The sequence below is a fragment of the Polynucleobacter sp. 39-46-10 genome (assembly GCF_002282275.1).
On sequence record NZ_NCJB01000002.1, the window covers coordinates 1 to 14,604 of the forward strand.

At 45.5% G+C, this 14,604-nt stretch carries 19 protein-coding genes and 1 pseudogene; 8 read left to right on the forward strand and 12 right to left on the reverse strand.

Annotated elements, in window-relative coordinates:
* Window positions 1–84 (reverse strand): P-II family nitrogen regulator (locus B7X71_RS00295; protein WP_293600111.1); only part of this gene is annotated, 84 nt, incomplete at its 3' end.
* A gap of 25 nt (window positions 85–109) precedes the next feature.
* Window positions 110–952, reverse strand: a complete 843-nt coding sequence (locus tag B7X71_RS00300) for a TorF family putative porin (RefSeq protein ID WP_293596771.1) — start codon at window positions 950–952, stop codon at window positions 110–112.
* Window positions 953–1,214: 262 nt separating this feature from the next.
* On the opposite strand from B7X71_RS00300, the gene B7X71_RS00305 reads away from it, so the two are divergent.
* Window positions 1,215–1,469 carry an accessory factor UbiK family protein gene (locus B7X71_RS00305; protein WP_015422110.1) on the forward strand — a complete coding sequence of 85 codons (255 nt, stop codon included), beginning with the start codon at window positions 1,215–1,217 and terminating at the stop codon, window positions 1,467–1,469.
* Between the two features lie 25 nt (window positions 1,470–1,494).
* Here the strand turns inward: B7X71_RS00305 and B7X71_RS00310 are convergent, their stop codons facing one another.
* The 7 genes and pseudogenes from B7X71_RS00310 to B7X71_RS00340 all read right to left on the reverse strand — a co-directional run bounded on the left by B7X71_RS00310 (window position 1,495) and on the right by B7X71_RS00340 (window position 6,196).
* Window positions 1,495–2,112 (reverse strand): hypothetical protein, encoded by a 618-nt coding sequence (locus tag B7X71_RS00310; protein ID WP_293596770.1) that lies wholly within the window; start codon window positions 2,110–2,112, stop codon window positions 1,495–1,497.
* Window positions 2,075–3,028 (reverse strand): annotated as a pseudogene (lipA, locus tag B7X71_RS00315) (lipoyl synthase); the annotation flags it as partial. The gene B7X71_RS00310 and the pseudogene lipA, both read right to left, overlap by 38 nt.
* Window positions 3,029–3,087: 59 nt before the next feature.
* The gene (lipB, locus tag B7X71_RS00320; RefSeq protein WP_293596768.1) at window positions 3,088–3,732 is read right to left on the reverse strand and encodes a lipoyl(octanoyl) transferase LipB; all 645 of its coding nucleotides are present in this window, start codon (window positions 3,730–3,732) and stop codon (window positions 3,088–3,090) included.
* 9 nt (window positions 3,733–3,741) lie between these two features.
* Window positions 3,742–4,011: a DUF493 family protein gene (locus tag B7X71_RS00325; protein ID WP_293596767.1), complete on the reverse strand. Its 270-nt coding sequence runs from the start codon at window positions 4,009–4,011 to the stop codon at window positions 3,742–3,744.
* A 29-nt stretch (window positions 4,012–4,040) separates the two neighbouring features.
* Window positions 4,041–4,757 (reverse strand): alpha/beta hydrolase, encoded by a 717-nt coding sequence (locus B7X71_RS00330; protein ID WP_293596766.1) that lies wholly within the window; start codon window positions 4,755–4,757, stop codon window positions 4,041–4,043.
* Window positions 4,758–4,780: 23 nt separating this feature from the next.
* On the reverse strand, window positions 4,781–5,089 hold the full coding sequence (locus tag B7X71_RS00335) for a ferredoxin (protein ID WP_215376104.1): 309 nt from the start codon (window positions 5,087–5,089) through the stop codon (window positions 4,781–4,783).
* A 12-nt stretch (window positions 5,090–5,101) separates the two neighbouring features.
* Window positions 5,102–6,196, reverse strand: a complete 1,095-nt coding sequence (locus tag B7X71_RS00340; RefSeq protein WP_293600105.1) for a VanZ family protein — start codon at window positions 6,194–6,196, stop codon at window positions 5,102–5,104.
* 46 nt (window positions 6,197–6,242) lie between these two features.
* On the opposite strand from B7X71_RS00340, the gene B7X71_RS00345 reads away from it, so the two are divergent.
* Window positions 6,243–7,043 (forward strand): biotin--[acetyl-CoA-carboxylase] ligase, encoded by an 801-nt coding sequence (locus B7X71_RS00345; RefSeq protein ID WP_293596764.1) that lies wholly within the window; start codon window positions 6,243–6,245, stop codon window positions 7,041–7,043.
* Window positions 7,040–7,861 (forward strand): type III pantothenate kinase, encoded by an 822-nt coding sequence (locus B7X71_RS00350; protein WP_293596763.1) that lies wholly within the window; start codon window positions 7,040–7,042, stop codon window positions 7,859–7,861. Before B7X71_RS00345 ends, B7X71_RS00350 begins: the two co-directional genes overlap by 4 nt.
* Window positions 7,862–7,888: 27 nt before the next feature.
* On the opposite strand, the gene rfaE2 is transcribed toward B7X71_RS00350, so the two are convergent.
* Window positions 7,889–8,380, reverse strand: a complete 492-nt coding sequence (rfaE2, locus tag B7X71_RS00355) for a D-glycero-beta-D-manno-heptose 1-phosphate adenylyltransferase (protein WP_293596762.1) — start codon at window positions 8,378–8,380, stop codon at window positions 7,889–7,891.
* A 144-nt stretch (window positions 8,381–8,524) separates the two neighbouring features.
* Here rfaE2 and B7X71_RS00360 point away from each other — a divergent pair, with 144 nt between their 5' ends.
* The 5 genes from B7X71_RS00360 to B7X71_RS00380 are packed head-to-tail and all read left to right on the forward strand — an operon-like array spanning window position 8,525 to window position 13,288.
* Window positions 8,525–9,049 carry a glutathione peroxidase gene (locus B7X71_RS00360; RefSeq protein ID WP_293596807.1) on the forward strand — a complete coding sequence of 175 codons (525 nt, stop codon included), beginning with the start codon at window positions 8,525–8,527 and terminating at the stop codon, window positions 9,047–9,049.
* On the forward strand, window positions 9,049–10,437 hold the full coding sequence (locus B7X71_RS00365) for an NAD(P)-binding protein (RefSeq protein WP_293596761.1): 1,389 nt from the start codon (window positions 9,049–9,051) through the stop codon (window positions 10,435–10,437). Before B7X71_RS00360 ends, B7X71_RS00365 begins: the two co-directional genes overlap by 1 nt.
* Window positions 10,438–11,223 carry a DUF1365 domain-containing protein gene (locus B7X71_RS00370; protein WP_293596760.1) on the forward strand — a complete coding sequence of 262 codons (786 nt, stop codon included), beginning with the start codon at window positions 10,438–10,440 and terminating at the stop codon, window positions 11,221–11,223.
* Window positions 11,220–12,515, forward strand: a complete 1,296-nt coding sequence (locus B7X71_RS00375) for a cyclopropane-fatty-acyl-phospholipid synthase family protein (RefSeq protein ID WP_293596759.1) — start codon at window positions 11,220–11,222, stop codon at window positions 12,513–12,515. The genes B7X71_RS00370 and B7X71_RS00375 overlap by 4 nt, the downstream gene beginning before the upstream one ends.
* Entirely contained in the window at window positions 12,512–13,288 is a 777-nt protein-coding gene (locus B7X71_RS00380; RefSeq protein WP_293596758.1) for an SDR family NAD(P)-dependent oxidoreductase, read from the forward strand. Before B7X71_RS00375 ends, B7X71_RS00380 begins: the two co-directional genes overlap by 4 nt.
* 9 nt (window positions 13,289–13,297) lie before the next feature.
* Here B7X71_RS00380 and B7X71_RS00385 read toward each other — a convergent pair whose 3' ends face one another.
* Window positions 13,298–13,960 carry a thiol:disulfide interchange protein DsbA/DsbL gene (locus tag B7X71_RS00385; RefSeq protein ID WP_293596757.1) on the reverse strand — a complete coding sequence of 221 codons (663 nt, stop codon included), beginning with the start codon at window positions 13,958–13,960 and terminating at the stop codon, window positions 13,298–13,300.
* A complete protein-coding gene (locus B7X71_RS00390) occupies window positions 13,957–14,571 on the reverse strand; it encodes an SPOR domain-containing protein (protein WP_293596756.1) in 615 nt (204 codons plus the stop codon). The genes B7X71_RS00385 and B7X71_RS00390 overlap by 4 nt, the downstream gene beginning before the upstream one ends.
* Between the last annotated feature and the right edge of the window lie 33 nt (window positions 14,572–14,604).

Consider the following 14,604-nt stretch of genomic DNA (forward strand, 5'->3'; position numbering starts at 1 on the left):
GATGCCCGAAACTCCCACTTCCGAGAGAGCTTCGCGCACTTCGTCAAGCTTGAAGGGCTTGATGATTGCGGTAATTAATTTCATACGTTTCTCCGTTCAAAGGAAGGAATTAGAAAGTTTTTGTCAGAGCAACTACTGCGCCACCACGACCGGCGGTAGTGTTTGATGTTCCCAAAGGAGTACCAGTCCATGTATTCCACCAACTGGAATTTGCATTGGTACTAACATAAGAAGCGGACAAAGCTAAGCCACCACCGAAATCTTTCGTTAAACCAAGCTTCCAATCGGTATAGCTGATATTTTGCGCAGTTTGTCCGATGCCACCAGTTGTAGCAGGTTGACCAGCGACATATTGGTAACCAACGTGGCCATTTGCAGATATACCCCAAAAACCAGTGTCATAGTTCAATGTCAAATCAGGGTACATAGAACCAGCGCTATTAGGAATACCAAACAACGTAGTCACTGCATATGAGAGCTTTACAAAACCAGTCAATGGTCCAAGTGTAAAGTTTTGGGCAGCATAAAGCTCAGTGCTATTAGGATTTAGCATCGCAGAATACTGACCCTTGCTCGGATAGTAATATTGAAGAACGCCAAAGTCAGAAGCAAATCCCGGAGCAATCAATTCTTTCTTAAAGCCGCCGTAGAAATCCATCTCAACTGGTGCAGAGACTGCGCCTGAAGTTGTATTGCCAACCCAGTTAATTGTGCTGTTCCAGTTGCCAATATAGAAACCGCTCTCATGGGCGTAATCAAAACCACCCTGGATAGCTGGCTGGTAGTTAGTTTGAGTAATACCACGGTAACGGTAATCATTAGTAATAGTTACGTTAGCTGTTACTGGGCTAACTTCTGGAGCCTCTGCTGCAGGAGCTGTTTGTGCAAACGCTGCAGTTGCAAATAAGCCAGATGCTGCGAGAGCGATGGCTGTCTTTTGAATAGTTTTCATGTGTTGCTCCTTGCTGTGTGTAATGAAAAAGGGATAAATGCTTTATTGCATTAAGTGATCATGAATCTCTGGCCCTCTTTCAATTTGGTGCGATTCCCCTAAATAAGGCTTATGCACAATTTTGGTGCTTAGATATGCACCATTTACGTTCATTTTGGTGCAAATGCAGCATTTTTGGCTGGATCAGCCTGTTTTTGGCCCAACAACTTAAAATAGATTCTGTATCTTTTAAGCAACCTTCAACAGAACGGCGGGCAGCATTATGCAAAAACCAGGCGAAATCCTAGAGCAAATTCAGCGCATTGCTAGCGATATGCAAAACAAAGTTGGGGATGCTATTCGCAACTCACCTGCACAAGAGATTGAAAAGAATGTGCGAGCTATGATGAATCAGGGATTTCAGAAAATGGACTTGGTTACTCGTGAAGAGTTTGATCTGCAATCAAAAGTTTTGGCTAAAACCAGGGAAAAGTTAGAAGCACTCGAAGCTAAAGTTGCCGCCCTAGAAAAATCTTAATCAGATTCGCAGTTTCATCTAGAAACTATTCTGGATGAAACTCATCAAAGAAGTTGGAGTAAGCCTCTTCAGAGAAAAACTTTTTTGCATCTACCCTTGCTGGAGCTGCATGCAGAACCGATATCTGATAAATCCAAGTTCCATTATCTGGCGCAATCCTGGTAATCCAACGGACACGCATTGACTGCTCTACTGCACCAGTAGATTTAAATTCCAAAAAGTAATCCTTAGTAGCAACACGCTGTTTATTCGCAGTCTGATAAAGAGCTTCAACACTCAACGCACTTTCCAAACTGACATTTGCCCGATTCAATAAGTTACCCTGTAATTGCTCTAACAATTTGGGTGCTAGGGTAGCCTGATCCCTGCTCAAATGAATCGTACTCACAGAATAAATATCATCCTCAATTTTTACTGCCTCTAAGGTTTGAGGAATTTCTTGATTCGCATAGGGCAGTCGTCGCTCCTTTTTTTCAGGCTTACCTGGAAATAAAGCGTTATAACCTTCTTGAGGAGACTGCACAGTCCGCCAATCTAACTTGGGACTACAAGCAGCAAGCAGCAATGTAAGCGTTAGAATTACGCCAAACTTCTGGAGCATGAATTTAGACAACACCTGCACTGTGAGCTTGTTGGTCAGCATGGTAGCTAGAGCGCACCATCGCACCCACGGCAGCATGTGAGAAGCCCATGGCATAAGCCTCTTCCTCGAAATGCTTGAACACGTCTGGATGGACATAGCGCTGAACTGGGAGATGGTGACCCGAAGGTGCTAAGTACTGCCCAATCGTCAGCATATCAATATTGTGCTCACGCATATCACGCATCACTTCCAGAATCTCTTCATCTGTCTCGCCCAAACCGACCATCAAGCCACTCTTAGTCGGAATGTGTGGGAAGCGCTCTTTAAAGTCCTTTAACAACTTCAATGAGTGTGCGTAATCTGCGCCAGGACGAGCTTGCTTGTACAAACGCGGTACGGTTTCTAGATTGTGATTCATGACATCGGGTAAGCCTTGTGGCGCATGCTCAGAAAAAATATCCAAAGCTTTATCCAAGCGACCACGAAAATCTGGAACCAAGACTTCAATGCGCGTACCTGGTGAGAGATCTCGTGATTGAGAAATGCAGTCCACATAATGCATAGCACCACCATCACGTAAATCATCACGATCTACGCTAGTAATCACCACATAATTTAATTTGAGGGCAGCAATCGTACGGGCTAAATTGCCAGGCTCTTTTGTGTCGAGCGGATCTGGTCTGCCGTGACCCACATCACAAAATGGGCAACGACGTGTACATTTATCACCCATGATCATGAAGGTAGCGGTGCCTTTGCCAAAGCACTCGCCAATATTGGGGCAACTTGCTTCTTCACATACCGTTACCAACTCATTCTCACGCAAGATTTTTTTGATCTCGTTAAAGCGAGAATTACCAGAAGCTGCTTTTACTCGAATCCAGTCTGGCTTTTTTAGAACTTGCTCCAAGGGAATAATCTTGATTGGAATCCGCGCAGTTTTCTCACTCGACTTCTGCTTACGCGAAGCGTCGTAATTAAGATCCTGCCGGCTATTAGCGTTGGCAGTTAAATCGAGATCCGGCTTATTGGTGGTCATGATGGAATCAGTTGCTTTTGCAAATGCCCTAAAAGGGTTTGAATAATAATGTCTATATTGTCCTTGATCCCAAGGGTTTGCATATCCACCGTCCTTAAGCCCTCATACCCACATGGGTGAATTCGGGAAAAAGCCGCTAAATCAGTAGACACATTTAGGGCAAGTCCATGATACGAGCATCCTTTTGAGACTTTAAGGCCCAAAGCAGCAATCTTTGCACCCCGATACTCCAATGAAACTGGGCTCTCCTGGGCAATATAAATACCAGGAGCGCCGGCATGTCTTTCTGCCTGTATGCCAAAGTCTGCCAGGGTATCAATTAAAGCTTGCTCAATTCGGGAGACAAGCTCTTTTACAAAAATCTTCAAACGCCGGAGATCGAGCAATAGATACACCACGATTTGCCCAGGGCCGTGATAAGTGATCTCACCTCCGCGATCCACCTGCACTAAAGGAATTTGATTGCTAGGGGAATGTAAATTACTCGCATCCCCCGCTAAACCCAATGTAAATACTGGGGGATGCTCCAGAATCCAAATTTCATCTAGAGTATCGCCATCTCGCTGCTGCGTAAAATCCCGCATCGCTTGATAGGTTAACTCGTAGTCAGCTACCCCTAAATGTTTTACTAAAAAACTCATGCAAATAATTTAGAGAACAACACTAACTAGAGGATGTGTGGATAGTGTGCGATACAACTCATCTAATTGCTCACGGCTGGTTGCGGTGATCGGCAAAGTAATGCCCAGATAATTTCCATCTTTAGAAGGTCGTTGCTCAACCTTGCTCTCATCAAGCGTAGGGTCAAATTGACGAGCAATGTGCAAAATTGCCGGCAAGTATTCTCGATTGGTCTTGCCCATCACCTTAATTGGAAACTCAGATGGATACTCGATAAGAGATTTTCTATCTTCAGTCATGTTTTTATCTTTCTAATGTACTTTGTAGTTTATTGATTGCGATGATCAGGCATACCCAACCAAGCACCAGTGATGATGTTGCGTATGCAATGTAGACGTCGGTGGAAAAAATGATCTGCGCCTGGCACTACTTGAACTGTTAGTTCTTGAGGACGCGCCCAATCCAAGACATCGATCAAGGGAATGGTCTCATCTACCTCGCCATGAATCAAAATCGTATCAGCAGGCACAGGCGCTAAGGCCCACTTTCCTGCCGCACTACCCACCATGACCAGTCGCTCTGCTGGGCGTCCTAGCCCTGCTAAGCGCTGTACTAGATGAGTCCCAACAAAACTGCCAAATGAAAATCCAGAAACCACTAAGGGTAAGGTATTTGCAGTCTGAGTCCACGCTTGTTGTGAAGTCGCTTCAAATTGATTCCAGCTCAAGGGGGTGCGCATCCAATCAGCAACATGAAGCAGATCTTCCATCTCACCAATGCCATCATCATGCACACCAGCAGTAGCGCCAACACCGCGGAAATTAGGGCGCACACTGACATAACCCAATTGATTAAAGGCCCGCGCCATCGTTTGCGCAACCTTGTTATCCATTGTTCCGCCCATTAGCGGATGAGGATGCGCAACCAAAGCCAAACCCCTTACCAAAAAATCAGGGTTATTTTTTAATTCGTCAGGCAGATCAATCGACATTTCAATTTGACCTACAACACCTTCAATATGAATGATTTTTGTACGGCTATTCATGAGGGAAACTTTCCAAAATCTTTTTAAGCCAACTGCAGACGCTCTACTGGACGCCCTTGTATTAAGTGTGACTGAATAATTTCTTCAATGTCTTCAGTATCCACAAAGGTATACCAAATACCCTCTGGGTAAATCACGGCTACTGGGCCATCTGCGCAACGATCTAAACATCCCGCCTTATTAATGCGGATGTTTCCTGGGCCAGACAATCCCAACTCTTTCACGCGTTTTTTTGCATAGTCAAATAATGCAAAAGCATTATGGCGATCGCAACAATCCTCGCCATTACTTCGCTGGTTTAAGCAGAAAAAAACATGGTGTTTGAAACTCATAAGCAATCTCAATCAAGGTTTTAAATTAACAGTAGTCCGATTTCGGAACACCCAAAATAAAGCTAATGGCAACCATACTACTGAAACCCATTGCATTAATTCATTAAAGTGTAATAGCCTGCCTTGGTACCAATGCCTTAATGTCAAAATGAAATAAGGATTGTCCGGTAAAAGATTAATTGCCAGAGTAGCACTAAGCAGGCAAGCGATCGCAAGCCAGGTTTTATTGGCTTCAGAAAATTGGAGAGTCCATTTCAGCAATAGACTGCCCAATACCATTCCCCAAATAGCTCCCGCAGTAAGCCATAGCAAACTAAACTCTGCCCCGAATTGCAATGCAGTAAAGGCAATCTTGATCAAAACGGTGAAGCAAAGAAGGCTAGTTAAGATTTTCCACTGGGGCGCTTTTGCACGCATACCCAGTGATAGCAAGAGCCCTGTGCCGAGCCAACAAATTGCCGTAATGATTGATTCCTGAATAACGTGGTTCACGACCATAGTTCCCCAATCGACCGAGGCAAAGATCGCATGTCCCCATACCCCAGTGCCTAACCAAGAGCTTTGGGGGTAAATCTGGGCCCAAGGAAAGAGTAGAAACAAGGCACATGCAGCCCAGTTCAAACCAAACCACTGGTCAAAACGACGGCGTATTGCGCTACCAGAGAGCCACTGGGGGCCCAGGGGGATGGCTAATAAGCCACCTATCAAGCCACCCAAGATATTGGCCCACCAATCCATTTGGCTCGGAATGCGCGTGGGCAGCCAAGTTTGCAAAGACTCCACACTAAAAGCCAGTGCTGCACTAAAGCTCAATGCAATGCCTAGGGCAACAAAATTACGCCATCGCGGGTAACAGGCAAAGACCAGCAAAAATCCCAAGGGGATATAAGCCAAGATATTGACCGAGACATCAAAGAGCGTAATAAAGCGGGGTAAAGGGGCATCTAACCACGCCCATGGGGCAATGCCATTGTCAAAGCTGAAATCAAATGGATTTAGGCTGACATAGACGATTAATAGCGCATAGCTCAGGCTAATGGCTCTGGCCAAAGGCATTGCCTGGAGTGGCCAAACAAACTTGCGAGGACGCTGATCATCGTGATGCATTCCACCATTCTAGGTCAGCCTGGTCAGATCTTTCTACAATAGGTAAATGAGTACAAATTGCATCCTAGAGCGCGTTGCCAGCACTAAATCAACTAATGATGATTTATTAGCCCGTTGGCGCGCTGGGGAATTAATTGATCCCGTTGCTCGCATTACCCAAGAGCAGACCTCTGGTAAGGGCAGGGCTGGGAGAGTTTGGCTTTCTAATCCTGAAGATACCCTGTGCTTTTCCTTGGCCTACCCCTTTCATAAACGCCCCAATGAACTGAGTGGACTTAGCCTAGTTATTGGCTTAGCGCTTATTTCTGGAATTGCCACGACACTAGGTCTTAGTGAGGATGCATTGCATCAACAAGGCTTGAGACTCAAATGGCCTAACGACTTACTACTTAACAATGCCAAGCTTGGCGGCATCCTCATTGAAGGCGGCCAAAGTAATCCAAGCCTACCCACCTGGATGGTGATTGGGCTGGGTCTTAACTTACGTAATGCAGCGCTGATTGAAAAGAGCCTAGAAGGCCAAACCTCTTTTGGAGTTGCAGCTTTAGGGCAACTCATACCCCACCACAGTGTACTTCCCGATACTGAGTTTGTTTGGCTAAAACTCATTGAGTCCTTTGAAAAGCATTTGGCTCAGTTTGACGAAAATGGATTTGGCTATTTTAAGAATTCGTGGGAGCAGTGGGATGCCTTCAATGGTCAATCCGTTTGTATATCAGGCGCAGGCAAAGAATCTATCATCGGAATTTCCGCTGGAGTTGATGACACTGGCGCGCTTATCCTAAAGCAGCATGACAAATCGATTGCCATTCATGCGGGCGATGTTTCTTTGCGAGTTCAATCATGAGTCTGTATTTAGTATTTGATCTTGGCAACACTCGGCTTAAATGGGCTGCTGTCGAATCCACACAAAATATTTCAGATCGCAATAAAAAGTTGTGGGCGTATTCTGGATCAATTAGCACTAAATCTTTTCAATCACCAGAGCTGCGTGCCGAGCTATCTGACTATATTTCTAAAACCTTGCCCAGGCCAGATACGATTGCGTTTTGCTGTGTAGCAGGTGATGCTGCTATTGAAAATCTACGTAGCCTCTTTCCGCAATGGCAAGATCTTGAGTGGAAGCAATTTATAGGCAGCAGTTCTTACGACGGTGTTCGCACACTCTATCAAGACCCAAGCAAGTTGGGCGCAGACCGATGGGCGGCATTGATTGGTGCAAGAGCAATCTCAAATACCAACACACTGGTGATTAATGCTGGGACCGCCACAACCATTGATTTACTAGGCGGTAATGGCATTCATTACGGCGGCTGGATACTACCGGGCCTCAGCATGATGCAAGAAAGCCTGCAACAAAATACGGCCCAACTCCCATTAGCGGTTCGCATCAGCAAGACTACAACTCAAGCGAGCTTTGGCACAACAACGGATGAAGCTATTACTGGCGGTTGTGATGCGGCACAAATTGGAGCAATACTGCGCGCAGCTTATTTAGCTAAAGCGATGAATCATCCTATCGAACGAATTTGGCTTGATGGCGGCAATGCCAAAGTCTTGGCGAATGAGATTAAACAATTTCCTGAGCTGGCAGCACTTCCAATTGAGCCTATCGAAGGCTTAGTACTTCGGGGGCTTTGGGCTTGGCTCTTACAAAACTTCTAGGTATTTGTATGCGTTAATTGGCAAGGCTTAACTAGTACGGATCTTGCCCAACAGAGTTGTTGTAGAGCGCTCATATAAAAATGGAATAGCAACCGCTTTGCCACCCCAGGTTTTCACTAAGCGAGTTTCTTGGAGGGTATCGATTTCATAATCTCCCCCCTTGACGTAGATATCTGGATGAATTTTTGCAATGAGATTCACTGGAGTCTGTTCCGTAAATAACACCGCTAAATCCACACTCTCCAGCGCCGCTAATAGAGCTTGGCGATCAGCCTCAATATTAATAGGCCTGTCATCACCCTTACCCAACATCTTGACTGAAGCATCTGAGTTCACACCCACCACCAGACTGGCGCCTAATGCTCGCGCTTGGGCTAAATAACTAGCGTGACCACGATGCAAGATATCAAAAACACCATTAGTGAACACCAGAGGTCTTGGAAGGGCGGCAATACGCGCCTCCAGCTCTGCAGGGTCACAGACTTTGGACTCAAATGAAGGTAAAGATAAAGAGCTCATAGCGTCATATTAATGGCATTGAGCTGGGCCCAACGATATTTGCCAGAATGTCTTAGACTTGGGCATCCCCACCCAGTCCATAGGCTCAAGATGATTCGCAATATGCAGAGCTACTTACTAGCACTACTTTTGCTGCTACCAGTAATGCAATTAGTTGAGGCAGCACCGCCAGCCTCACCCAGCTGCAGCCCCCTTCTGTCTCAGACCTTTCCGAGATTGCAGGATGAGGCACCTCAAAACCTCTGCCAATACCAGGGCAAAGTCATTTTAGTTGTGAATACAGCCAGCTTCTGTGGTTTCACTAGCCAATATGAGGGTCTTGAGAAGTTATATGCCAAATATAAAGATCGCGGCTTAGTGGTATTGGGATTTCCATCTAATGATTTTGGTCAACAGGAGCCCGGCAGTAATAAAGATATTGCTGAATTCTGTAAAAATACCTATGACGTGAAGTTCCCGATGTTTGCCAAGAGCTCAGTAAGCGGGGGCAACCCCAATCCTTTATTTAAGATGTTGATTGCTAAAACCGGTACAACACCTAAATGGAATTTTTATAAATACCTCATTAATCGCAACGGTAATGTAGTGGACGCATTTGGTAGTCTGACCAATCCAACAAGCACTAACATTACCGGTGAGATAGAGAAACTTCTTGGAGAGAAAATTTAGTGGGCAAGAAAAAAATTGCCATCATTGGCGCCGGCATTTCTGGCTTAGGATGCGCACATGCATTAAGACAGCACCCCGATTTAGATCTCACCATATTTGAAGGCGGCAACCATATTGGCGGCCACAGTAATACCGTAGATCTCACGCTAGAAACTCCTCAAGGCAAGATGACCCATGGAGTGGATACTGGATTTTTAGTATTTAATCGCAAAACCTATCCCCGCTTAGTTCGCCTTTTTGAGGAAATTCAGGTGCCCATTGCGCCATCAGAGATGTCATTTTCAGTGTCAATTGATGCTAGCAAAAAAACAGGTGCCAGTAAAAAGATTGAATGGGCTGGAAACGATCTCAATTCCTTCTTTGGACAAAGAAAGAATTTATTCTCGCTGTCATTTTGGAGCATGGCTTATGACATATTGCGCTTCAATCGTCTCGCCACTCAACTCGCAGAAAAGCAAATTACTGCCAAGCTTGAATACTCGGAGCCAGATGAGCGTATTAAAGATTTTTTAGATCGCAATCGTTTTGGCTCTAGTTTTAGAGAGAATTATTTTCTACCAATGATTGGCGCTATTTGGTCATGCTCCGTTGAGCAGATGCTGGAGTTTCCAATTCAGACCATGGTCCGCTTCTGTCATAACCATGGCCTTTTGCAAATTCAAAATCGCCCGCAATGGCTTACTGTGAAAGGCGGCTCGCGAGAGTATGTAGATCTTTTAGTGGCGGCTCTGGAGAAATATCGAGTTAAGTTTGTGCGCGAGGCGGTTACTCGCGTCAATGCCTGTCAAGCTGAAAATTCTCAGGTTGAAGTCATTGCGTCCACTGGATCACATTGGTTTGATGAGGTAGTTATGGCATGTCATAGTGATCAAACCTTAGATCTGGTACATGGTATTGATCAGGATGCCCGCAATATTTTGGCCTCGGTACCTTATCAAAAAAATCGTGCAATTTTGCATACAGACATTAATTTCTTACCGACTACCGAGCGCTGCTGGGCAGCCTGGAACTACACCGCAAAATCTGGCGCAACACCGACTGCACAACAACACGTCAGTGTGAATTATCTAATTAATCGCTTACAACCTCTACCCAAAGCATTCGAGGGCACACAGATTATTGTCAGCTTGAATCCATTGACTGATCCCAATCCAAAATTGGTGCATGAGGAAATTCACTACTCACATCCAGTCTTTGATATGCGCGCCGTTCAGGCGCAAAAAGAGCTACCACTGATTCAGGGTAATTCCTCAATTTGGTATTGTGGTGCATGGACTGGCTTTGGCTTTCACGAAGATGGTCTTCGCTCAGGTGAATTAGTGGCGATGGATCTAATGGGAAAAATTGCTCATCGTGTTTTACCCAATTCCATCAAAGATGCTCAGTAAATGAGTTTGCCAACGATTAATTTTGGCGCGGTAAAGCATCGGCGCTTTCGCCCCGCCAAGAACGCTTTTGGCTACGGTGTATTTACCTTATCTATTCCGATGCGTGCGCGCAGAAGTGACCCAAAACTACTCAGCAAGCACGGCCTTAAAGATAATCAGTTCGGGCTCTTCTCATTCTTCGACCAAGATCATGGATTGGGTAATGCGGATAGCCTATCCTGGATTGAAGCGATCCTCAAGGAAAATCATATTCAGCATGTTGATGGTGAAATTTGGTTACAAACCTTCCCGAGAGTCCTAGGCTACGTCTTCAATCCTGTGAGCTTTTGGATCTGCACTCAAGCCAATGGCCAAGTTCAAGCTGTATTAGCCGAGGTAAATAACACCTTTGGTGAACGGCACTGCTACTTACTCAATCATGACTCTGGCAAAGCCTTGCAATCCGGGGAGACCTTGGTAAGTAGGAAAGTTTTCCATGTATCGCCTTTCTGTGACGTACGCGGGGAATACCACTTCCGCTTTTTATTTCCCCAGGACAGCAATTCAAAGCGGAATAGCGTTTGTCGGATTGAACTCCACGAAGATGGCGCCCCACTGATTAATACAAGCATCAGCGGGCTAGCTCAGCCTTTAAATAAGAGCTCCCTCTATCTTGCCTTCCTTCAATACCCCCTGATGAGCTTAGGCGTCATTGGCCGAATTCATTGGCAGGCATTGAAATTATGGTTAAAAGGTGTACCCTTTCATTCAAAACCTAAACCACCAGAACTTGAAATTACCCGATGAATCGCCCCGGCCAATCACTGCTGTCCCGCCTAACCTTCTCTCGCCCTGAGAAGTGCGAATCTAAACAGCAACAATATCGCTCAAGCACAGAAACCTTATTAACTCTTTTAGGGCAATTACGCAGCGGACATTTGCTGCTCACCCTGCCAAATAAAGAAGTCAAAGAATTTGGAAATAGCGCAGACCAGCTGCATGCAGAAATCCAAGTTTTAGATTGGTCCGTATTTAAAGAAGTGTTATCTCATGGCGATATTGGCTTTGCTGAGAGCTATATTCGGGGTGAATGGAATACGCCTGATCTCAAAGCGGTTCTGGAATTAGCTATTCGTAACCGTACCATCCTAGAAAGAGCAATTTATGGAAGTTGGTTAGGCTCTATAGCGTATCGACTGAGGCATTGGTTTAGAGACAACTCCAAGTCTGGAAGCCGTAAGAATATTCATGCGCACTATGACTTAGGCAACGCTTTCTATACCCTTTGGCTAGATCCCACCATGAGCTATTCAAGCGCCTGGTTCTCTGAAGGTGACAAGCAACCTCTGATGGATGCGCAACGTGCCAAGATCAAACGTATTTTGGATGCCATACATGCCAAACCAGATGATCAACTCCTCGAAATTGGCTGTGGTTGGGGTGGCTTTATGGAAGAGGCTCTGCGGAACGGCAATCAAGTTACGGGCCTGACTTTATCGACTGAACAAAAGGCTTTTGCCGATACCAGACTGCAAAAAGTTGCTGCGCAGACAAGTGATGGCCAGCAATTCGAGGTGCGTCTTCAGGACTATCGAGACTGTGTAGAGCAGTTTGATGGCATCGCCTCAATTGAAATGTTTGAAGCAGTTGGTGAAAACCATTGGGGTGAGTACTTTCAAACCATTGCCAATCGACTAAAAGCAGGCGGCCGAGCTTGCATCCAAACCATCGTCATAGCAGAAGGTTTGTTTGATCGTTATCGCCATAGCACCGACTTTATCCAGCAGTATGTTTTCCCAGGTGGAATGCTGCCATCACCAAGCAAATTCAAGGCTGCAGCTGCTAGTGCCGGCTTAGAGGTTGAAGCTGAGTTTGCATTTGGCGCTGACTACGCTAAGACTTTATGCTTATGGCGTGATAGCTTTAATCAAAAGATTGAAGAAATATATCGCCTTGGATTTGATGAGGCGTTCATTCGACTCTGGAATTTCTATCTCATGTATTGCGCAGCTGGATTTTCCGAAAAGAATATTGATGTCGTTCAGTACATCCTTAAACACCAAGATGTTATTCACTCAAGTGATGCACTACGCCCATGAAGCAAAAAGGAATGGATTCATTTGTAAATCAACGGATTTGGATTGTTGGGGCCTCGAGCGGAATCGGTGAGGCCTGCACAAACGCTTTTATCAAGGCAGGCGCTAAAGTTGCCCTCTCTAGCCGTCGTGTTGAGCGTCTAGATGCACTTGCACAATCGGCAGACCCAGGACAAGCCTTAGTTCTCCCGCTAGATGTTACCCAGCAAGGGCAGCTCATTGCAAGCTATCAACACATCCTAGAGGCATGGGGCGGATTAGATCTACTACTCTTTGTTTCGGGTGTGTACACACCATTGCGTGCTGACAATTTTGACTTTGAGGTTGCACAACAAACTATTGATGCCAACTTACTAGGACCCATGCGGGCAGTAGGGGCAGTCTTGCCCAATATGCTTGAGACCCACTCTGGTCATATTGCGATCGTTGGTAGCGTTGCTGGATATAGCGGACTACCAAAAGCTTTGGCTTACGGGCCAAGCAAAGCAGGGATTATTAACTTCTGCGAAACCCTGTATTACGACTTACTGCCGCAGGGGGTGAGCGTACACATGATTTCACCAGGATTTGTGGCAACAGAAGCTACTGCACAGAATGATTTTGAGATGCCAGCACTGATAACCGCTGATGAAGCTGCAAAAGAAATCCTCGGCGGAATTCAGGCGGGAGAGTTTGATATTCACTTCCCTAAGCGGTTTTCAGGATTCTTAAAATTCCTCAGAATCCTGCCTTACCCTCTTTACTTCTGGATCGTACGACGCTTCGTCAAAATCTAAGACACTGAATTACTTGTACTTATCCTTACGGATTTTTTGCTCCAGATAATCCATTACAGCAATTGCTTTAGCCTTTGTTCCAGCAATGGATGGAGAAGTGACATAGCGACCCTGCATCACAATAGTTGGCACACCATCTATACGATAGGCATCAGCCATCTGTCTTGCAGCACGAGCTTTGGATACAACAGCAAATGAACGATAAGTAGCCAAGAAAGTATTGCGGTCGATGCCTTGAGAAGCAACCCAATCTGCAATCTCATTTTCTGTCATGAGGCGTTTATTTTCTTTATGCATCGCATACATCACTTTGTCATTCATCGCTTCACCCTTGCCCATAGACTCTAAGGCATAGAACAACTGGCTATGTGGCATAAAGTCATCGCGAAAGGCAACAGGTACTTTACGGAATGTCACATCCTTTGGCTGGCGCTTAAGCCATGCATTGAGCTCTGGCTCAAAGTCATAGCAATGCGGACAGCCGTACCAAAAAAACTCGATAACCTCAACCTTACCTTTGGACTCAACTGGCTGAGGGGTAGGCAGAATACGGTAATCAAAGCCCTCTTCAATTTTCGGGCTTTGCGCAGAAGCCAGACCTGAAAAAGAAAATGCCAAACCAAGAATGGCGGCAGATATAAGTGCTCTCTTAGACTTAGATAATGTGATCATGATTTACTAGATTTAATAACACTCGGTTTAATGCCCATGCCATTTAACTTATCTCGCACGGGATTGCTTTCCTCAACACTGTTATATGGGCCAACGCGAACACGCCAAAGCGTATTGCCCTCGCTACTAATTTCACTCAATTGTGACTGAATACCCTGAATAGCTAAACTTGCTTTTTGTGCATCTGCATCAGCGCGTTTATTAAAAGCACCCACTTGCAAGAAATAAATGGCATCCGATTTTGCAGCTGGTGCCGGGGTTGATTCAGCTGGTTTCTTGCCATTAGCTAAATCAGCAATTGGGTCTGGGGCATTGGCGGCAGGTGCTGCCGACTTGCCTTGCAAAGGCTTATTTAAGTCTAGAGCTTCCACTGGTGCGGTTGCTTCACCTTCTGCGGGAGCTGGCCCTGGCTTAATGGTCAAAGGCAGATTAGGCGCTCTGACTCCAGGGCGCTCTTGAGGTGTATTTTTAGAAAGATAGAAGGCGATCACAAAAGCAACCCCTAGTCCAACCCCAAGCCCCAAAATAAAACCAAGGATAGTGCCGCCATACTCTGGGCTCGTAGACTTCGTCTTTGGAGTGAAGCTGGTGTGTTGATTATTTTGTTTCATCGTATCCCCATCCTTCTTTTTACATCTTAAGCG